The organism is Kitasatospora sp. NPDC056138 (assembly GCF_042264695.1).
Classification (GTDB): Bacteria; Actinomycetota; Actinomycetes; order Streptomycetales; family Streptomycetaceae; genus Kitasatospora.
Genome location: NZ_JBHJVK010000083.1, coordinates 1 through 19373, shown reverse-complemented (window position 1 = coordinate 19373; position 19373 = coordinate 1). Strand labels below are relative to the sequence as shown.

The 19373-nt window shown below is 73.7% G+C and carries 15 protein-coding genes and 1 pseudogene; 7 read left to right on the top strand and 9 right to left on the bottom strand.

Features of this window, described 5'->3' with window-relative positions; all coding sequences use genetic code 11:
• Positions 1 to 33 precede the first annotated feature (33 nt).
• Complete coding sequence (locus tag ACFC1R_RS33595; protein WP_375945209.1) at positions 34 to 480, bottom strand: SRPBCC family protein; 447 nt, start codon at positions 478 to 480, stop codon at positions 34 to 36.
• 24 nt (positions 481 to 504) lie between these two features.
• Positions 505 to 948, bottom strand: a complete 444-nt coding sequence (locus tag ACFC1R_RS33590; protein WP_375945207.1) for a VOC family protein — start codon at positions 946 to 948, stop codon at positions 505 to 507.
• 205 nt (positions 949 to 1153) lie between these two features.
• Between ACFC1R_RS33590 and ACFC1R_RS33585 the strand changes: the two genes are divergently transcribed.
• Together ACFC1R_RS33585 and ACFC1R_RS33580 are read left to right on the top strand one after the other, a co-directional pair.
• Entirely contained in the window at positions 1154 to 2428 is a 1275-nt protein-coding gene (locus ACFC1R_RS33585; RefSeq protein WP_375945205.1) for a hypothetical protein, read from the top strand.
• Between the two features lie 306 nt (positions 2429 to 2734).
• Entirely contained in the window at positions 2735 to 4186 is a 1452-nt protein-coding gene (locus tag ACFC1R_RS33580) for an alkaline phosphatase PhoX (RefSeq protein ID WP_375945203.1), read from the top strand.
• 155 nt (positions 4187 to 4341) lie between these two features.
• Here the strand turns inward: ACFC1R_RS33580 and ACFC1R_RS33575 are convergent, their stop codons facing one another.
• The gene (locus tag ACFC1R_RS33575) at positions 4342 to 5997 is read right to left on the bottom strand and encodes a PucR family transcriptional regulator (RefSeq protein ID WP_375945201.1); all 1656 of its coding nucleotides are present in this window, start codon (positions 5995 to 5997) and stop codon (positions 4342 to 4344) included.
• Positions 5998 to 6149: 152 nt separating this feature from the next.
• Here ACFC1R_RS33575 and pruA point away from each other — a divergent pair, with 152 nt between their 5' ends.
• Positions 6150 to 7778: an L-glutamate gamma-semialdehyde dehydrogenase gene (gene pruA, locus ACFC1R_RS33570; RefSeq protein WP_375945199.1), complete on the top strand. Its 1629-nt coding sequence runs from the start codon at positions 6150 to 6152 to the stop codon at positions 7776 to 7778.
• Between the two features lie 130 nt (positions 7779 to 7908).
• Positions 7909 to 8838: a proline dehydrogenase family protein gene (locus ACFC1R_RS33565; protein WP_375945197.1), complete on the top strand. Its 930-nt coding sequence runs from the start codon at positions 7909 to 7911 to the stop codon at positions 8836 to 8838.
• A gap of 67 nt (positions 8839 to 8905) precedes the next feature.
• Here the strand turns inward: ACFC1R_RS33565 and ACFC1R_RS33560 are convergent, their stop codons facing one another.
• Both ACFC1R_RS33560 and ACFC1R_RS33555 read right to left on the bottom strand, forming a co-directional pair.
• The gene (locus ACFC1R_RS33560; protein ID WP_375945195.1) at positions 8906 to 9112 is read right to left on the bottom strand and encodes a DUF397 domain-containing protein; all 207 of its coding nucleotides are present in this window, start codon (positions 9110 to 9112) and stop codon (positions 8906 to 8908) included.
• Entirely contained in the window at positions 9109 to 9990 is an 882-nt protein-coding gene (locus tag ACFC1R_RS33555) for a helix-turn-helix domain-containing protein (RefSeq protein ID WP_375945238.1), read from the bottom strand. Before ACFC1R_RS33555 ends, ACFC1R_RS33560 begins: the two co-directional genes overlap by 4 nt.
• A gap of 179 nt (positions 9991 to 10169) precedes the next feature.
• Between ACFC1R_RS33555 and ACFC1R_RS33550 the strand changes: the two are divergent.
• Positions 10170 to 10580: pseudogene (locus ACFC1R_RS33550) on the top strand (ATP-binding protein); the annotation flags it as partial.
• Between the two features lie 149 nt (positions 10581 to 10729).
• On the opposite strand, the gene ACFC1R_RS33545 reads toward ACFC1R_RS33550, so the two are convergent.
• Positions 10730 to 11902, bottom strand: coding sequence for a TerD family protein (locus ACFC1R_RS33545; RefSeq protein WP_375945236.1), 1173 nt, complete (start codon positions 11900 to 11902; stop codon positions 10730 to 10732).
• Between the two features lie 206 nt (positions 11903 to 12108).
• Here ACFC1R_RS33545 and pepN point away from each other — a divergent pair, with 206 nt between their 5' ends.
• Positions 12109 to 14634, top strand: a complete 2526-nt coding sequence (pepN, locus tag ACFC1R_RS33540) for an aminopeptidase N (RefSeq protein WP_375945193.1) — start codon at positions 12109 to 12111, stop codon at positions 14632 to 14634.
• 209 nt (positions 14635 to 14843) lie between these two features.
• Here pepN and ACFC1R_RS33535 read toward each other — a convergent pair whose 3' ends face one another.
• Complete coding sequence (locus tag ACFC1R_RS33535) at positions 14844 to 15902, bottom strand: hypothetical protein (protein WP_375945191.1); 1059 nt, start codon at positions 15900 to 15902, stop codon at positions 14844 to 14846.
• A gap of 286 nt (positions 15903 to 16188) precedes the next feature.
• Between ACFC1R_RS33535 and ACFC1R_RS33530 the strand changes: the two genes are divergently transcribed.
• Complete coding sequence (locus ACFC1R_RS33530) at positions 16189 to 16686, top strand: SsgA family sporulation/cell division regulator (RefSeq protein ID WP_197085308.1); 498 nt, start codon at positions 16189 to 16191, stop codon at positions 16684 to 16686.
• Positions 16687 to 16747: 61 nt separating this feature from the next.
• On the opposite strand, the gene ACFC1R_RS33525 is transcribed toward ACFC1R_RS33530, so the two are convergent.
• Together ACFC1R_RS33525 and ACFC1R_RS33520 are read right to left on the bottom strand one after the other, a co-directional pair.
• Positions 16748 to 18088 (bottom strand): GAF domain-containing protein, encoded by a 1341-nt coding sequence (locus ACFC1R_RS33525; protein WP_375945188.1) that lies wholly within the window; start codon positions 18086 to 18088, stop codon positions 16748 to 16750.
• 157 nt (positions 18089 to 18245) lie between these two features.
• A partial coding sequence (locus ACFC1R_RS33520; protein WP_375945186.1) for a carbohydrate kinase occupies positions 18246 to 19373 on the bottom strand: 1128 nt, incomplete at its 5' end.

The following is a 19373-nucleotide window of genomic DNA, read 5'->3' as shown; positions in this document are numbered from 1 at the left end:
GCCCCCGGGGTGCGGCCGCTGCGGCGTCGCCGGTCAGGCGAGGTGGGCGGTCAGGCCGAGCTCGCCGGCCCGCATCATGGCGGCGTGGTTGGCGAGGAAGAGCGGACGGGCGATCACGGCGAGGCGGCGCATCAGGGGCTTGGCCGGGCGTACGTCCTCCTCGAAGCGCACCTGGGTGCCCGCGCCCCGGTCGGCCGGGCTCACCCGCCAGCTCGACCAGCCCTGCAGGTCGCCCTCCAGCGCGGCCTGGAGCAGACCGGCGGCCGGGGACCGGTGCTGCTCGCGCACGGTGACGCGCAGCGTGTAGGGAAGGGCGGAGCGGATCGTCAACTCGCCGGTGTGCTCGTCCAGTTGCCGGACCGCACGGACCTGTGGCCACCACTGCGGGTAGCGGGCGACGTCCTCCAGTGCCCGGTAGACCCGCTGCGGTTCGGCGGGCAGCCGCCAGACGGAGGTGAGGTGGTAGTGGTTGGGATCCAATGCTGCCCCCGGGGCGGCGGGCCGTCACGGCAGGTCGAGGCTGCCGCTCTCGGTGAACGGGAAGAACGGGTTGTGGCAGAGCTCCCAGAGGTGGCCGTCCAAGTCCTCGAAGTAGCCGGAGTAGCCGCCCCAGCCGGTGCCGGACGGGGGCTTGACCACCGTGGCGCCGGCCGCGACGGCCGTTTCGAGGGCGGCGTCAACCGACTCGGGTGATTCGAGGTTCACCGCGAGGGTGACACCGCGGAACGACGGCTCGCCCGTCACCGGCACCCCGGCGTCGGCCGCGAGCGCCTCGGTGGGGAAGAGGCCGAGGGCCGAGTCCGCGGTGCGGAACCAGACGATCTCCGGGCTGGAGGCGCTGGAGCGCCGCCAGCCCAGGGCCTCGTAGAACTCGGCGCTGCGCTGCAGGTCAAAGACCCCGAGGGTGACGATGCTGATCCTGGCGGGGAAGTTCCCGGGTGCTGTCATGCCGTTCAGGGTAGGCAAGGCTACTGACAATCGGGCCCGGACGTGGCCGGGTGGGCCATCTGACAACCGTACGAGGGAAGCTGATGGCCCGGCAGGTTCTTCCGACGTATCGTGGGGCGGACGCGGCCCCGGTGCGCCGGGCCGGGCCCGGCGCGGCGGTGGCCGGGACCGACGGCCAGGCGAACACGCGGGGGTGCGGCACAGGATGAAGAGGCAGAGCGCGAGCAGGCCCCAGGGACCCGAGGACTTCTACGCCGACCACGAGGAGTACAGCCGTCAGGTGCTCGGGGACGCGGACTTCCCGGTCTACGGGGTGGATCGCGCTTCCAAGGGTGGGGGAGTGCACCGCGCGGACCCGGCGCCCGGCGGCGAGAGTGCGCCGTCCGATGGTGAGGCTGGGACGGCGGAGGACGGCCAGGACAGTGACGCGCTGGCCGAGTACGAGTTCCGCAGCGGCGAGTTGGGCTGGGTCGAGGTGCGCTCCGGTGACTGGAGCTCGGCCGAGGGTCCGTACGTGACCGTCCGCACCTACCGGCCCGGGACCGACGCCGGCCGGCTGCCGGAGCTGGAGGACGTGGTCGAGGACGAACGCGACCGGGTCTTCGAGCAGTTGGGCATCGACGAGGGCGACGGTCCGGGCAGCGTACGGGCCCTGCGCGAGTGGATCACCGTCGAGGGCGAGCCGAGGGCCGTCCAGATCCACGAGGACCGGGCCAGGGACGAGGGCCGCGCCCCGGGCACGGATCGCGAACTCGCCGACGCGGTCGCGGAGGCGGTCGCGGGGCTGGAGCCCGGCGCCGAGGAGCCCCGCGCAGTGGCGGAGAGCCGCCGCAGGCCGGTCTGGGCCGGGCGTCTGCGGGTGGACGGCATCACCGTCACGGTGACCGGGCGCGGGGTGCCGCCGGGCGGTATCGAGTTGAAGCGGATCGAGGACTTCGAGCGCTACATCCTGGGCCGGACCGACCTGATGCGGAAGCTGGCCGCCCAGCAGGCCCGCCGGGTGGCCCTGGAGGAGCGCGAACTGCCCTCCGCGGTCGGCCTGGAGGCGCACCGGGCGGTGGTGGAGCACGCGGTGCGGGAGTCGCTCGCGATCGCCGCCCAGATCCGCAACGACCGGCCGCCCCGGGTGCCGCGGCGCTCGCGCGGCGAGGCGGCGGCGGTCCGCTGGGAGGCCGCCGTGCGGCAGCAGATGAGACTCGCCTCGGAGAGCAGGGACGAGGCCGGCGAGTCGATCACCACCATGGTCAACCACCTCACCAGGCTGGCCCAGCAGGCGGATTGGGCCGTCGGCACCCCGGAGGGCCGGGCCGCGGTGGAGGAGGTGGTCCGGTACACGGCGTTCGCGAGCGAGGTGCCGAGCCTGCCGGCCCAGCGGGCCTGGACCCGGATGTGGTCGGGCGGCACGCGGAACGCCACCGGTGCGGAGGAGGCCTGGTTGACGGCGTGGGAGCAGTGGCGGGTGGAGCGCACGGAGCACTGAACCACCGGATGGCGCCCGGGGCTGGACCCCGGCGCACTGCTCGGACGCGCTGTCGGCCCGGGCGTGCGGGTGCCCGCGCCGAGCGCGCGTCCGGGAAGGCGCCCGGGGCGATCCCATGATGCGCCAGGGAATTCCGGTAAAGCAATAGTCATGAGCAAGGAATCGGTTGGCAAAAGGCCATCGGGGTGTGCGGCCGGATTCACGCCGGGTTCACCGGCGGCGCGGAGTCTGCTCCTCGTCGCACCGCCGCCACCGGCCGCCACCGGCCGGGCGGCGACCCCACGCCATCGCTCAGGAGTGACCGCCATGCCGCTGTCCCGTCGGGACTTCGTCAACCGTTCCACGCTGCTCGGGGCCGGTGTGCTCGTGGCCGGCAGCGCCGAGGTGCTGGCTTCCGCCCCGGGCGCGATCGCCGCTCCGGCCGGTGGTGAGGCCGCCGCCGCCCGGGGCAGCGGGACCGCGCTCGGCTACGGCCCGCTGGTCGCCGACCCGAAGGGCCTGCTGGCGCTGCCCAGGGGCTTCTCGTACCGGGTGATCACCCACACCGGGAAGACCAGGCTGGTCACCGGCGAGTCCACCCCGAGCAACCACGACGGCACCGCGGCCTTCGCGGGCCACCGCGGCAGCACCCTGCTGGTCAACAACCACGAGCTGAAGGGCCCGCGGGCCGGCTGGCCGTACCCGGTGCCGCTGCTGGAGGGCCACGTCTACGACCCGGGCGCGGCGGGCGGCTGCACCGTGGTGGAGGTCCGCGACCACGGGCGGCAGGTCACCGAGTGGGTCGGCATCGCCGGCACCTCCACCAACTGCGCCGGTGGCCGCACCCCGTGGGGCACCTGGCTGAGCGGCGAGGAGACCGAGGACCGGGCCGGCCAGAACGGCATGACCAAGGACCACGGCTACGTCTTCGAGGTCGACCCGTACGACCAGTCCGCCAACCGCGACCCGCAGCCGGTCAAGGCCCTCGGCCGCTACGCGCACGAGGCCGTCGTGGTGGACGAGCGCCGGGGCCACCTCTACCTGACCGAGGACGCGTCCAACCCGAACGGCCTGCTGTTCCGCTGGACCCCGCCGGCCGGATTCCGGCACGGCAAGGGCAGGCTGCGCACCCTGGCGGCGGACGCCGGCGTGCTGGAGGCGTTCAAGGTCTTCGACTCGCACGGCAAGCCGGTCGACGACCTGTCCCGGGCGTCCGTGATCGGCACCACCTACGGCGTGGACTGGGTCAAGGTGCCGGACCGGGACGCCCGTACCACCTCGGTGCGCAAGCAGTTCAAGGACGGCGAGATCACCAGGGCCCGCAAGCTGGAGGGCATGTGGTGGGGTGACGGCGGCTTCTACTTCGTCTCCAGCTTCGCCCGCTCGGAGAGCCCGGTGCAGCACGACGGGCAGGTCTGGTTCTACAACCCGAGCCGGCGCACCGTCACCCTCAAGGTCCTGCTCGGGGTCAACCCCGACCCGGCGGGCGACCACGGCAACTTCGACGGCCCCGACAACATCACCGTCTCGCCGTACGGCGGACTGGTGATCGCGGAGGACGGCGAGGGGGTGCAGCACCTGTTCGGGACCACCGACGACGGGCGGACGTTCCCGATCGCGCGCAACGAGCTCAACATCGGCACGGCCGAGAAGCCCGAGTTCAGCGAGTTCACCGGGGTGACCTTCTCGGAGGACGGGGACACGCTGTTCGCCAACATCCAGGAGCCGGGCATCATGCTGGCCATCACCGGCCCCTGGCAGCGCTGCCACCGGGGCTGAACCGGCCGGGCCGCCGGACACCGCGTCCGGGGGAGACCCCGTCCCGGCCCGCCTCCCCGGTCCGCCTCACGAGCCGGCGCCCGGCCCGCCTTCCGGGCGCCGGATAGCGCCGCGTCACCGCCCAGGGCGGGCGGTTTCGGGAGGTCCGGCCGGGGTCAGTGGCCCGACTCCTCCGCCGGGAGGCGGAGTTGGAGCATGGCGAGCAGGCGCTGCTGGGGCTGGGCCAGGTCGATACCGGTCAGCTGCTCCGCACGGCGGACCCGGTAGCGCAGGGTGTTGGGGTGGATGTGCAGGGAGTCCGCCGCCACCCGGACCTCGCCGAGGGCGTCCAGCCAGGCCAGGACCGACTCGGCCAGGCGGGTGCCGTGCCGGCGGTCGTACGCGGTGAGCGCCGACAGCCGGGGGTCGCGCAGGCCCTGGCGGTCCTGGAGGAGCGCCAGCACCTCGCTGACCAGGACCTCCGCCTGGACGTCGATCAGTGCGGCGACGTCCAGGTCGACCCCGCCGCGGCGCATCGCGTCCAGGATCCGGTCCGCCTGCGCCCGGGACTCCGGTACCGCCGCCAGGCCGTCCACCGTCGAGCCGATCGCCGCCCGCAGCCGGACGCCCAGGTGCTCGCCGGCCGCGGCCACCACCTCCTGGGCCCAGCTGCGCACGGTGGTCATCGGCAGCCCGGCGGGCAGCTCGGGGAGCAGGACGTACACCCGGGACTCGATCGGGGCGAGCAGCGCGCTGCGGTGCCGGGCGGCGGTGTGCACCGAGATCAGACCGGTGACCTCGCCCATCGCGAGTTCGAGGCTGCGGCCCTCGCCCGGGGAGCCCGCAGCGTAGGCCAGCACGGTGGCCGGGCGGCGCAGTTCGAGCCCCAGGTGGGTGGCCAGCGACTGCGGTCCGGTGGAGCCCTCCAGCAGGCCGGTGAGCAGGGTCCGGGTCAGCCGGACGTCCGCCGACAGCTCGCGTCTGCGCCGGACCAGCTGTGCCGCCGCCACCCGGGCCGCGCCGACCAGCGCCTGTTCGGCCAGCGGGGCGAGCGGCCGGGCACCCTCCTGCACCCAGATGGTGCCGAGCGGCTGGGCGCCCGCCCGGATGCCGATCGCCAGGCGTCGGCGCAGGCCCAGCTCCGGGTGCGGCTCGACCGCGATCACACTGTCCGAACTGCGCAGGTGCTGGAAGATGCCCCACTCGCGGAGCTTGGACAGATACGGCTCCGGGCCCTGCCAGCCGAGGATGGAGAGCCTGCGCAGGTCGTCGACCTCGTCGGTGTCGGAGGACCGCGAGTAGGCCAGGACACGGCTGGAGGTGTCCTCGATGGAGACGATGCCGCCGGTCAGCACCGAGACCGTCTGGGCGAGCGAGAAGAGGTCGCCGGCGTTGTGCTCGGGGGTCTCGGGGGCGTCCGGACCGGCGATGACCGCCCGGGCGAGGGAGTCCAGGTGCTCCCAACGGGTCTCCCGGCGGACCGAGAGCAGTGCCACCCCGGCATCGGTGGCGGCCTCGCGCAGCGCGTCCGCCTGGCCGGGGGCGTCCAGTTTGACCGCGACGGCGGCGGCCCTGGCCCGCCCGGCCGCGCGCAGTGCGGGCAGTGCGGCCCGGCCCCGGGCGCCGATCGCCAGCACGAGTTCGCCGGGGGCGGCGGTGGCCGGGTCCTCCGGGTCGAGGATCGCCACGTCCCGGACGGGGACGTCCAGGCCCGCCGGGGCCGCCTGGAGCTCCACCAGGGGCTCGCCGAGCGACATCAGCAGCTGCCGCAGCGGCAGCCCGGAGACGGCGGCGGGGGGCGAGCCGGGGGAGGGAGTCTGCGGAGTTGACATGCGGTCGGCCCTCCTTCGTCCGGTCGGACAACTCTGTCCGGATGACTTTAGCCGCCCGGCCAATCAAGTGCTCCGGCCTGGGGGAATACCGTTCGTCCATAGCCGACGTGCGACCCCCGTCGGCTCCCATGACGAGAAGGAGAGCGTGCGCCATGGATGCTGTGACCCAGGTCCCCGCGCCGGTGAACGAGCCGGTCCACAGCTACGCCCCGGGCAGCCCCGAACGGGCTCGCCTGGAGGCCAAGCTGAAGGAGCTGGGCGGCCAGGAGCCGATCCAGCTGACCATGACGATCAACGGTGAGCGCCGCCTCGGCGGTGGCTCCGAGATCCACGTCGTCCAGCCGCACAACCACGCGGCTCGGCTCGGCACCCTGCGCAACGCCACCCAGGACGACGCGCGGGACGCCATCGACGCTGCTCTGGCCGCCGCCCCGGCCTGGCAGGCGCTCTCCTTCGACTCGCGCGCCGCGATCTTCCTCAGGGCCGCCGACCTGATCGCCGGCCCGTGGCGCGAGACGCTGGCCGCCGCGACCATGCTCGGCCAGTCCAAGACCGCCCAGCAGGCCGAGATCGACACTCCCTGCGAGCTGGTCGACTTCCTGCGCTTCAACGTGCACTTCGCCCGGCAGATCATCGCCGAGCAGCCGGTCTCCTCGCCCGGCGTGTGGAACCGCAGCGACCACCGCGCGCTGGAGGGCTTCGTCTACGCGATCACGCCCTTCAACTTCACCGCCATCGCGGCCAACCTGCCCACCGCCCCGGCCCTGATGGGCAACGTGGTGCTCTGGAAGCCGTCCCCGACCCAGCAGTTCTCCGCGCACCTGCTGATGCAGGTCTTCGAGGAGGCCGGCCTGCCCAAGGGCGTCATCAACATGGTGACCGGTGACGGCCTGGCCGTCTCCGAGGTCGCGCTCAAGCACCCGGACCTGGCGGGCATCCACTTCACCGGCTCCACCGCGACCTTCCAGCACCTGTGGCGCGAGGTCGGCGCCAACATCGCGGGCTACCGCACCTACCCGCGGATCGTCGGCGAGACCGGCGGCAAGGACTTCCTGGTCGCCCACCCGTCCGCCGACAAGGGCGTGCTGAAGACCGCGATGACCCGCGGCGCCTTCGAGTTCCAGGGCCAGAAGTGCTCGGCGCTCTCCCGCGCCTACGTCCCGGCCTCGCTCTGGGCCGAGCTCAAGGACGAGTTCCGCGCCGAGGTCGACGGCCTGACCATGGGTGACGTCACCGACCTGGCGAACTTCATGAGCGCCGTCATCGACGAGCGGTCCTTCGCCAAGAACAAGGCCGCGATCGACCGCGCCCAGGCCGACCCCGAGGTCGAGGTCCTGGCCGGCGGCACGTACGACGACTCGGTCGGCTACTTCGTCCGCCCGACCGTCCTGGTCTGCGAGGACCCGGCCGCCGAGTACTTCCGGGACGAGTACTTCGGCCCGATCCTCTCGGTGTACGTCTACGAGGACGACAAGTACGACGAGATGCTCACGCAGATGGAGTCGGTCTCCTCGTACGGCCTGACCGGCGCGGTCATCGCCCAGGACCGCGAGGCCGTCCAGTACACCATGCACAAGCTGCGCAACGCGGCCGGCAACTTCTACATCAACGACAAGCCGACCGGCGCCGTCGTCGGTCAGCAGCCCTTCGGCGGCGGCCGGGCCTCCGGCACCAACGACAAGGCCGGTGCCAAGCAGAACCTGACCCGCTGGACGTCCACCCGCTCCATCAAGGAGACGTTCGTCCCGCCGACCGACTACCGCTACCCGCACATGGGCTGACCAGGCCCGATCCTGGGCCTGGGCGGCCAAGAGCCGACCAGGCCCGCCCCGGGGACGGCGGTCCTCCCACCCTCGTCCGCCGTCCCCGCTCTTCTCTCCCCTGCCTGCTGAAACGTCTCCAGGAGTACCGATGCTCCGCTCCGCCCTCCTCGCCGCCTCCCGCTCCCCCCAGGTGCGCACCGTCGTCGAGAAGTTCCCGCCCACCCACGCCATAGTCGAGCGCTTCGTCGCCGGTGAGCTGCTGGACCAGGCCGTCACCGCGACCGACGAGCTGGTGGCCACCGGCCGCAAGGTCACCCTCGACCACCTCGGCGAGGACACCAAGGACGCGAGCCAGGCCGCCGACACCGCCAAGGCGTACGAGTACCTGCTCACCGCCCTCAAGGAGACCGGCCTCGCCGCCGACGCCGAGGTCTCGGTCAAGCTCTCGGCGGTCGGTCAGTTCCTGCCGGTGGACGGCGAGAAGATCGCGCTGGAGAACGCCCGGCGGATCTGCGAGGCGGCCAAGGAGGCCGGCACCACGGTCACCCTGGACATGGAGGACCACACCACCACCGACTCCACCCTGGCGATCGCCCGCGAGCTGCGCGCCGACTTCCCGTGGCTGGGCGTCGTGCTCCAGGCGTACCTGCGCCGCACCGAAGCCGACTGCCGTGACTTCTCCGGTGCCGGCTCGCGGGTGCGGATCTGCAAGGGCGCCTACAAGGAGCCCGAGTCGGTCGCCTTCCAGGGCAAGCAGGAGGTCGACCTGGCCTACGTCCGCGCGCTCAAGGTCCTGATGGCGGGCGAGGGTTACCCGATGGTGGCCTCGCACGACCCCAACATGATCAAGATCGCCGGCCAGCTGGCCGAGTGGAACGGACGCAGCCGGGACAGCTACGAGTACCAGATGCTCTTCGGCATCCGCCCGGAGGAGCAGCTGCGGCTGGCCGAGGCGGGCAACACCATGCGCGTGTACCTGCCGTACGGACAGGAGTGGTACGGGTACTTCATGCGCCGTCTCGCCGAGCGCCCGGCCAACCTGACGTTCTTCCTCCGTGCGATGGCCACGCGCGGCTGACGGACACCCCGACGACCGAGGGCGGCATTCCCGATGGCAGGGGGGCCGCCCTCGGTGTTTCCGGCCGTCAGATCCCGGCGGCGAACTGGACGAAGGCGGCCCAGGTCCGGGGGGTGAAGGTGAGCCGGGGGCCGCTTTGGTCCTTGGAGTCGCGGACGTGGACGGCGTCCGGGGTGAGCGCGACCTCCACGCACTCGCCGCCTTCGCCGCCGCTGTAGCTGCTCTTGCGCCACATGGATTCGGCGGTGCCCTGCGCGGATTGCTCGATGTTCATAGCTCTCCCAGCATCTTCTCGATCAGCGTCAAGGACTCACGAGGTGTCAGAGCCTGTCCCCGGATGCTCCCGTATCGTGCAGCCAGAATACGGACCTCCTCCGGGTCCGTGATCAGGCGGCTGACATGCTGTACCTCCACGTAGGCCACCTGCGGGCGTCCCCTGGGGGTGAGCAGGATGAAGGGGCCGTCCATGCCGGCGTGATCCTCGCAGGACAGTGGCAGTACCTGGAGTGCCGTGCTCCGCAACTTCCCCAGGCGGAGCAGATGTTCCAACTGTCCGCGCTGGACGCCCCGTCCACCGATGAGCCTGTGCAGGACGGACTCCTCGATGACCGCACTGACCATCGGCGCCGGCCACTGCGCCAGGACTTCCTGCCGTCCCAGGCGGGCCGCCACCCGCTGCTCGATGGTCACCTCGTCCAGGAGGGGTTGCCGTACGGTGAAGGTCGTCCGCGCATAGCCCTCGGTCTGCAGCAGGCCCGGGACCGTCAGGGTGCTGTAGAAGTGCAGCTCCACCGCCTCCGCCTCCAGCCGCGCGTAGTCCCGGAACCACGCCGGGTGCCGTACCCGTGCCCTGGCCTTGGCCCGCGCCAGGTCCTCCTTGGCGGCCTTCAGCAGACCTCCCGCGCCCAGCAGTTCGTCCGCCGCGTCGAGGAACTCCGGCTGCGGGGTGCGCCGGCCGCGTTCCAGCGAGGAGATCTGCTCCTCACCGTAGCCGAGCCGGTCGCCCAACTCCTTCTGGGTCAGCCCGGCGCGCTCGCGCAGCAGTTTGACCTGCTTGCCGACGGCCCGGAAGAAGTCCGTGGCGCCGTCCGGATCGTCCGGCGGCTCCGGCCGTCGCTCCCGGAGCTGTCCGGGCGCCGCAGCACCTGGCACCCGGACCCCGTCGTCCCGACTCGCAACCGTCACAGCGGCCACCACCCCGTGTCCCGAACCACACCGGCATCCGGTTACCCCCGTCGGCCCGGACAGGCAACCCTGCGCACCCGGACACCTACGTTCCGTACCGGTTCGCGCTCTGGTCAGCGTACTTGCATCCGGCCACGCTCGGTGACATGAAGTCCGAAATCACTCTTGGCCGACCGGGCGAAACCGCGCCGCCCCGACCGCAGTTCGCCGAACGGTTCGGCTCGACCGGGCGTGGTGCACGACTGGCCCGGCTGGCCGCCGCGGAGCAGTTGAGGGGCTGGGGCTGGGCGCCGGCCGGTGACGCGTTCCAGGCCGCCGTCCTCATCGTGGCCGAGCTCGCGGCGAACGCGATCACGCACGGTCACGTCCGGGGGCGGGGCTTCGAGCTGTGCCTCACGCTCCGCGAAGGGGTGCTGCGCATCGAGGTGTCGGACGCGCGGGGCGAGCGGCGACCGGTCCTCCCGGTCACGCTCCGCCCCGACGCGGAGTCGGGCCGTGGTCTGGCGCTGGTCCACGCCCTGGCCGACCGCTGGGGCACCGCGCCGCGACCGCCGTCGGGCAAGACCGTCTGGTGCGAACTGGGCGTCCCCGCCGCCGTTCGCCGCCCGACGCACCCCGGCTTGCCCCCGCCGCCCCTGGGGACCCCCCGACACCGTGCCTCGGGGGCAGGCGCGTCCCCCGACGGCAGCCTGCTCCGGACGGCCCGTCAGAGCATGGCGGCCGCGGGCTTGACCATGGCGCGGGCGGTCTTGGCGTCGACGTACTCGCCGATCGCGGTCATCACCCACTCGCCGGAGAACTGGCGGATCAGCTTGCACATCACCACGCCGGTCCTCGCCTCGGCGTGGCTGAGGTCGAAGCGGACCAGTTCCTGGCCCGAACCGGCGTCCAGCAGGCGGCAGTAGGCGTTCTTGACCTCGGTGAACTTCTGGCCGGAGAAGGAGTTCACCACGAAGACCAGGCCGCAGACCTCCGGCGGCAGGCCGTCCAGGTGGACGGTGATCGCCTCGTCGTCGCCCGTGCCCTCGCCGGTGAGGCTGTCACCCGAGTGCGCGATGGCGCCGTTGAAGACGTTCAGCTTCATGAACCAGGCGGTCTCGATCTTGTTGCGCTGGGCGTCGAAGGCGATGCAGGAGGCGTCCAGGTCGATGTTGCGGCCGCGTCCGGCGGCCTCCCAGCCGAGGCCCATCCGGACCGCGGAGAGGAAGGGCTTGCCGTTCTTCTCCAGCGAGACCGAACCGCCCTTGACCAGGTTGACCTTGCCCTTGTCCAGGGTGACCTTGGTCAGTGCGCCCGGCGCGGCCGGCGGGGCGGGCGCGGTCGGAGCGGTGGGCGGGGCGAGGGGCTTCGGGGGTGCGGCGGCGGCCGGTGCCGCCGTGCGGTCCGGCTCCTCCACCGAGACGCCGAAGTCGGTGGCGATGCCTGCCAGTCCGTTCGCGTAGCCCTGGCCGACCGCGCGGACCTTCCAGCTGCCGCCGCGCCGGTAGACCTCGACCACCACCAGCGCCGTCTCCCGGCCGAGCCGGGGCGGGGTGAAGGTGACCAGTACCTCGCCGCTGGCCGCGTCCCGTACGGTCGCGGTCGGTTCGGTGCCGGCGAAGGTCGCCGTGGTGTCGTCGAGGCTGGCCGTGACCACGACCTTGCTGATCTCGGACGGCAGCGCGGCGGTGTCCACGGTGATCGCGTCCGGGGCGCCGCCGGCGGCCGGGCGGTGGGTCACACCGGGACCCTCGGGGGCGTTGAAGAAGACGAAGTCGGCGTCCGAGCGGACCTTTCCGGCCTCCGTCAGCAACAGCCCCGAGACGTCCAGCGGCTTCGGGGCCGTCACCTCGACCGTCACCCGGGTGGCGGTGAGCGGCGCGTTGCCGCCTTGGGTCAGGTCCGTCGGCACAGTTCTCCTCCTGGGATGGGTGGTTGCGGCTCTCCGCAGGCTTCCCACAGTAGCCACCCCGGCCCGACCGACCAGTGGCGACCGGCTGGCGCCGACCGTCCTGACGTGGCCCTGACGGGGACGGGCCGACCGGCCCGGCCGACCGGCCCGGAAAGGTCTTGCCCACCGGCGCCCGCCGGGGCGAGCATGCAGGGATGCCAGCCCTTCAACGTACCGAAGCCCGCATCCGTGCCCGACTCGTCCAGGTTCGCGACTGCCAGGTCGACCTGGACCTCACCCGGGGCGAGGAGGTGTTCGGCAGCACCACCGTGATCCGCTTCGACTGTACCGAGCCAGGCGCCGCGACCTTCGTCGACCTGCAGCCCGCCGCACTGCACCGCGTGGTCCTCAACGGCCGCGAGCTGGACCCCGCCGGCCTCGACGGGAACCGCCTCGCCCTGACCGGCCTGGCCGCCGGGAACGAACTGCGCGTCGAGGCCGACATGCGCTACTCGCGCACCGGGGAGGGCCTGCACCGCTTCACCGACCCGGCCGACGGCGCGGTCTACCTCTACGCGGCCTGCGGTCCCGACAGCGCGCCGCTGGTGTTCGCGTGCTTCGACCAGCCCGACCTCAAGGCGCCGTTCCGGCTGGCCGCCACCGCCCCGGCGGACTGGACCCTGGTCGCCAACGGCGCGGGGGAGCGCACGGAGCCGGGTGCGGGCCCGGGTTCGGGGGAGGCCACGGCCGGGAGCCGTTGGGAGTTCGCGCCGACCCGGCCGATCAGCACCTACCTGTTCACCGTGGTCGCGGGCCCGCTGCACTCCCGCTACGCGGAGCACGACGGCATCCCGCTCGGCCTGCACGCCCGCCGTTCGCTCGCCGCCGACCTGGACCGCGAGGCCGAGGAGATCTTCGAGGTCACCCGGGCCTCCTTCGACCGGCTGCACGGTCTCTTCGACGAGCGCTACCCGTTCGGCCGCTACGACCAGGCCTTCGTCCCGGAGTTCAACTGGGGCGCGATGGAGAACCCCGGCTGCGTGGTCTTCCGCGAGGAACTGCTCTTCCACTCCGCCCCGACCGAGGCCGAACGCGAGTCCCGGGCGGTGGTGATCGCCCACGAGATGGCCCACATGTGGTTCGGCAACCTGGTCACCATGCGCTGGTGGGACGACTTGTGGCTGAACGAGTCCTTCGCCGAGTACCTGGGCTACCGCATCGCCGCCGAGTCCACCCGCTTCACCGGCTCCTGGACCGGCTTCGCCGTCGAGCGCAAGGGCTGGGGCTACGACGCCGACCAGCGCACCACCACCCACCCCGTCGCCGCCACCGGTGTCGAGAGCGTGGCCGAGGCGATGGTCAACTTCGACGGCATCGCCTATGCCAAGGGCGCCTCCGCGCTGCGGCAGCTGGTCGCCTGGCTCGGCGACGAGGCGTTCTTCACGGGCATCAACGAGCACTTCGCCCGGCACCGCTTCGGCAACGCCGAACTCGCCGAGTTCCTCGACGCGCTGGCCACGGCGAGCGGCCGGGACGTCCGGGGCTGGGCCGAACGCTGGCTGCGCACCAGCGGCGTGGACACCCTGCGGCTGGACGTCCGGTACGACGAGGCCGACCGGGTCGCCGCCGCCGAACTCGTCCCGGACGGCAGTCGGCCGCACCGGGTCGGCATCGGTGTGTACGACCGACGGTCCGACGGCGCCCTGGTCCTGCGGGACCGCTTCGAGGCGGAGGTCGAACCCGGCCGCCGGACCGCCCTGCCCAAGGCGGCCGGATCCGCGCGCGCCGCCCTGCTGCTGCCCAACCACGGCGATCTCACCTGGGCCAAGATCCGCCTGGACAAGGACTCCTGGCGGACGGTCACCGGCTCGCTCTCCCGGATCGCGGACCCGCTCGCCCGCGCCGTGCTCTGGGAGAACGCCCGCGACCTGGTCCGCGACGCGGAGCTGGCGCCCGCCGAGTACCTGGACCTGGTGGAGACCCAGCTGCCGACCGAGGACGCGGACATGGTGGTCGACGCCGTCCTCACCTTCGCCCGGACCAGGCTGGTCGCCGACTACCTCGCCCCGGCGGACCGCCCGGCCGCCGCCGCGCGCCTCGCCGGGCTCTCCCGCCGGCTGCTGGCCCGCCCCGACGCGGGGGACGGCCTGCGGATCGCCGCCCTGCGCGGCGCGATCGAGAACGCCACCGGAGGGGAGCAACTCGCCGAGCTGGAAGCCTGGCTGACCGACGGCGGCCCGACCGGCGAGCTCAGCACCGAGCTGCGCTGGACCGCCCTGGCCCGGCTCGCGGCCGAGGGGCTGGCCGACGAGGCGCGGATCGCCGCCGAACTGGCCGCCGAACCGAGCAGCAGCGCCCACCAGGGCGCGGCCTGCGCCAGGGCCGCCCGGCCGGAACCGGAGGCCAAGGCGGCGGCCTGGCAGCAGCTCTTCACCGAGGGCGCCCTCTCCAACCACCTGATGGGCGCGACCGCGCAGGGCTTCTGGCGGTCCGGCGCCGAGCGGCTCCAGCAGGACTACGTGCGGCGGTATTTCGCCGAACTCCCCGCCGCCGGGCGGCGGGGGGCGACCGTGGCCAGGGTGCTCGGCCGGGTCCTGTTCCCGGCGGGCCGTGCGGAACCGGAGACGGTCCGGCTGGCGGAGGAGTGCCTGGCCGGGGAGGACCTGACGCCTTCGCTGCGGCGGGTGCTGGCCGACCAGGTGGACGACCTGCGCCGGGCGGTGCGGGTGCGCGGGCGCTGACCCCGGGCGGCGGAACCGGCACCGGCTCCCGGGCCCGGGGCTCGGGAGCCGTGCGATCGGCCCCGCGGCAGCGCGACGGTGGCGCGGCTCCTCCCGGGCGACCGGGGCGCCGGACGGCCGGACGGGGTCGCGCCACCGCGTGGACGGATGCGTGGCTCGCGGGCGGTCGGCTTCCGAATGCGCGTCCGTGGAGTCCGGGTGACCGATGGTCAGGAGAAGGCGCCCCGGACGGCCAGGGCACGGGGGTCGTCCAGGGCGAAGGCCGAGGCCGCCCAGGTCTCCTGCGGCGGGTGATCGAGGCCGTCGGTGGGACGGGCGCCGCGGACGCCGAAGGTGTACCGGCCGGGCGCGAGGTCGAGGCCGACGGGCGCGGTGAAGCGGTAGACCAGGCTGCCGCGGTCCTGGGCGATCGTCACCACCGCTCCCGGCAGGCTGCTCCAGGGCGTGGTGCCGGGCAGCGCCTCGGGCCGGGCCAGCCGGAGCTCGACCTGGAGCGCCGTCACGTTCTCGCCGACGGCCAGCGCGAGGGTGTGCCGGATGCCCGTGGTGCCGACCGGGTCGGCCGAGCCCTGTCCGGACAGCGCGGTGTCGGGACGCGGGCCGGTCGTGGCCGACGGACCGGCACTTGCGCTGCTGCTCGGGCCGGTCGGGCCGGTCGCACCGGGGCCCGTGGTGCCGGAGCCCGCGGTGCTGCCGGGCGAGGCGGACGGGGGCGCCGCGCCGGACGCCGACGCGCTCGGAGCACCGCCGGACGCGGGCGGCCGGTCTCCGGTCCGGGCGGAGGGGGAGGCCGCCGGAGCGGTGGTGGACGGCGCCGCCGTGCCCCTGGGCGCGGTCCTGGGAGTGCCGAGTGCTTTGGCGGCGTTCGACGGGGCCTCGGCCCGGGCCGGGCCGCTCGGGGCGGGGGTGGGCGGCAGGCCGGTCGCGTCGCTCTGGTCCGGGCTGGGCAGCGGCGGACTGGCCCCGACGTTGGACACCCCGGGACGCCGGCCGATGTTCTGCTGCTCGCTGAGCAGCCAGGTGGTGGCGACGCTGATCCCCAGCACCGTGGACATCGCCATGGCGGCGCCGGAGAAGCGCAGGCTCGGCAGCCGGAAGCCGCCGAACGGCCGGGGCCGACCGTGCCGTCCGGACCGTGCGCCCGTGCGGGCCTGGCCGGCGTACTCGCGCGCCACCGCACCGTGTGACGCGGCGTCAGTGCCGTGCGCGGGTGTGCCGCCGGCGTGTTGGTGCCGTGCGTGCGGCTTGTCGCGAAGCTTCGCATTCATGGTCGGACGCCCTCCCCGGCCCCCCGCCGTGTCCTCTCCCCGCCTCATCCGGGCTGGAGCACGAGGGTATCAGCGGCGTGCGGCTGCTCCGCCAGCCCTCGTGGGCAACGGGCCGATGACGACTACTGGTATGACGTGTCCGATAATTGACGATGCGTCTGGCGTGTGCTCGTGTGGATCCTGGGCCCGGCCGGTCAACGGTCGGATGCAACCTCTTGCAACTCTTGCTCGACACGGCACCGTGCAGGACGCTGGCCTGAACCCCAGCCGCCTCGGAGAGATCGTCATGCCGCGCGACCCGCTGTCAGCCTCCGCCAACCCGCCGCTCGCCGCCACCCCCACGGGCGACGAGGCGGGCAGACTCACCGCCGCCCCGGCGCCGGTGGAGGAGGTCATGACGCTGCGGATCGCTTTGGAACAGGACCTGGTGGGGGAGGTGCGCACGCGCTTCCGGTACGACCCCGAGCGGCCGTACGAGGTGCAGCTCACCTTCCACCTGGGCCGGGCGGACGAGGCGGACTGGGTCTTCTCCCGGCAACTGCTGCGCGACGGCCTCGAAGGGCTGAGCGGGCAGGGCGACGTGAAGCTCTGGCCCGCGTACTGTCCCTGTCACGGCTCGACGCTCCACCTCGCCCTGGAATCCCCGCACGGCAGTGCGCTGTTGGAGGTGTCCAAAGCCACGGTGAAGTCCTGGCTGCTGCGTACGTACGCGTGCGTCTCGGAGGCGGCGGAGGCCGCGGCCGGGCCGACCGACGAGCAACTCGCCGAGCTGGTCGGCTTCTAGCGGTGGTGCCACGGCTGGGCCCGTCGGTCTCCGGACAGCCGGGGGGCGCGCCCCCGGAGGGTCACCTCGGCAGGTGGCAGGTGCCGGCGAGCAGGCCGGCCCGCAACTCCCGTACGGCGGGCGCCGATGAGGTCGGCAGCAGGTCGTAGGGATCGGTGGGGCCGGTCACTGCGACCGAGGCGGAGTGGGCGATCCGGTACGGACGGTGCTCCAGCAGTCCGCCCAGGTAGCGGCGCAGTCGGGAGATCTCGGCGCGTACGGTGACGGTGCGCGCCCGGTCGGCGAAGAGCGCCTCGGCGAGCTGGGCCGCGCTGAGCCCCTCCCGGTTCACGGCGAGCAGCAGCAGGAGTTCGGCGTGGCGCGGGCTGAGGGCGTGCGACCAGCTGCCGGCCGCGCCGGTGACCAGCAGCTTCGGGTGGCCCGGGTGGCTCAGTTCCAGCCGGAGGGCGGCCCGTTCGGACTGTTCGGCGACGGCTCCGGCCGAGCTGCTGACCGGCCGGATCAGCCAGCCACCGGCCATCGGCTCGACGGCGCACTCGCCGAGCGCGGGCAGCCAGTGGATGTCGGAGGAGCCCCAGCCGTCGGCGGGCAGCCGCAGCCGGGCGACCGGCGGCAGGCCGAGGGTGGCGGCCGTCCAGCCGTCGTCGTCGACCACCATGGCCGGTTCGGCGACCCGGGCGAGCAGCGGTGCGGCGACGGTGCGCAGCTGGTGCAGCGCCTCCAGCTGACGGGCCCGCAGTTCGGCCTCGGCCAGCCGGGCGGCGGTGGCGGCGAGTTGGAGCAGGTAGGGCGCCATGGTCCGGGCCGGGCCGCTGAGGTTGACCACGCCGGTGAGCCGCCCGGTGCGCGGGTCGTGGACCGGGGCGGCGACACAGGTCCAGCTGTGGTGGCTGCGCAGGTAGTGCTCGGTGGAGTGGACCTGCATCGGGCGGCGGACCCGCAGGGTCATCCCGATGCCGTTGGTGCCGACCGCGTCCTCGGCCCAGCAGGCGCCGTTGTCGAAGCCGATCCCGTCGGCGCTCCGGCGCAGGTGGCGGGCGCCCTCCTGCCAGAGCACGTGGCCCTCCGCGTCGGCGACGGCGAGCAGCAGCGGGGTCCCGGTGGAGGGGAGCAGCAGGGTGGAGCGCAGCACCGGGAGGACCTCGGCGAGGTGGCTCTCGCGGCGGCGGTGCTCGACCTCGGCGGCGGTGATCCGGTTGGCGTTGCGGCCGTGGTCGGGGTCGAGGCCGAGGCGGCGCAGCCGCTCCCAGGAGTCGCCGATCTCCGGCCGGGGCAGCAGTGGCGGGGTGTCGCCGGAGAGGGTGAGCTCGTGCACCCTGGCCATCTCGGTGGGTGAGACACGGCCTGCGTGGGCCGTGCCCTGGCTGTCCAGCACCACGCCCTCCCCCCGTCGAGTCGCCATCCGCCGCCGCCCGTGTCCCGTCCCCCGCGCACCCGCACACAGGGTACGGCTGGGAGCTCCCGGGGTGACGGAGTTGCCGGATATTTCGTACCCCAGCGGACCGGCGGCGGCGCCGACGGGGGTGGGCCGGGGGAGGGAACGGTTCGGCAGACCGGATTCACTCTGTCAGCTGGGCCTCACCCGTTCGGCCGTCGTACGACGGGCTGACGTGCGGCCGGCCGGCCGCCCGGGAGGTGGGCCGGTCCGTCGGGAGGTCCGGGGCGGCGCCGGTGGGACCGTCGGCCGGACTGGCGGTGAGCTGCGCGGCCCAGGGCGGGTTGGGGCCGGGGACGGCACAGGTGAGGGCGGCGACCCTGGACGCGTACGCACAGGCCGCGGCGGTGTCCCGCACGGTGAGCCGGTCGAGCCGGCCGCCGAGCAGGCCGTGGCTGCCGAGGTGGTGCAGCAGCCCGGCGGTGAACGCGTCACCCGCCCCGACGGTGTCCACGACCCGGACGGGGACGGCCGGGACGGTGACCCGGGTGCCGTCGAGCGAGGCGAGTGCCCCCTGCTCGCCGAGGGTGATCACCACCAGCCTGACCCCGGCCGCGTGCCACCGGTCGCAGGCCGTCTCCGGCGGGACGCCGGGCAGCAGCAGGGCGAGGTCCTCGGCGGAGAGCCGGAGCAGGTCGGCGGCCGCGCACCAGCGGTCCAGCCGCTCGCGGTAGCGGGCCGGATCCACCAGCAACGGGCGGACGTTCGGGTCGATCGAGACGGACGGCCGGGCGGGGGCCCGGTGGACCAGGTCGAGGAAGTCCTCGACCGCCCGGCCGCCCGGCTCGCGGATCAGCGCGAGCGAGCCCGTGTGGACGCACGCCGTGCCGGTGAGCGGTACGGCTGCGAGCTCCGCGGGCTGCCACTGCCAGTCCGCGGTGCGCTCGGCGTGGAACGAGTACGAGGCCCGGCCGTCCTGGTCGAGCTCGGCGACGGCGAGGGTGCTGGGTTCGTCGGCGCGGACGCTGAAGGAGAGGTCCACTCCGGAGGCGGTCAGGTGGGTGCGGAAGAGCCGCCCGAAGGTGTCCTCGGAGAGCCGGGCGACGAACCGGGTCGGGCTGCCGAGCCGGGACAGGCCGACGGCGGTGTTGGCGGGGCCGCCGCCGGCGTGCACCTGCAGGGTCAGCTCACCGGGGGCGGCCGACCGGGCGGCGCCGCCCGGTCCGGTGCCGGCTCCGGTGCCGGGCTCGGCACCGGATCTGGTGGGGCGGCCGGTGTCGGGAGACTGGACGAAGGCATCGGCAACGCACTC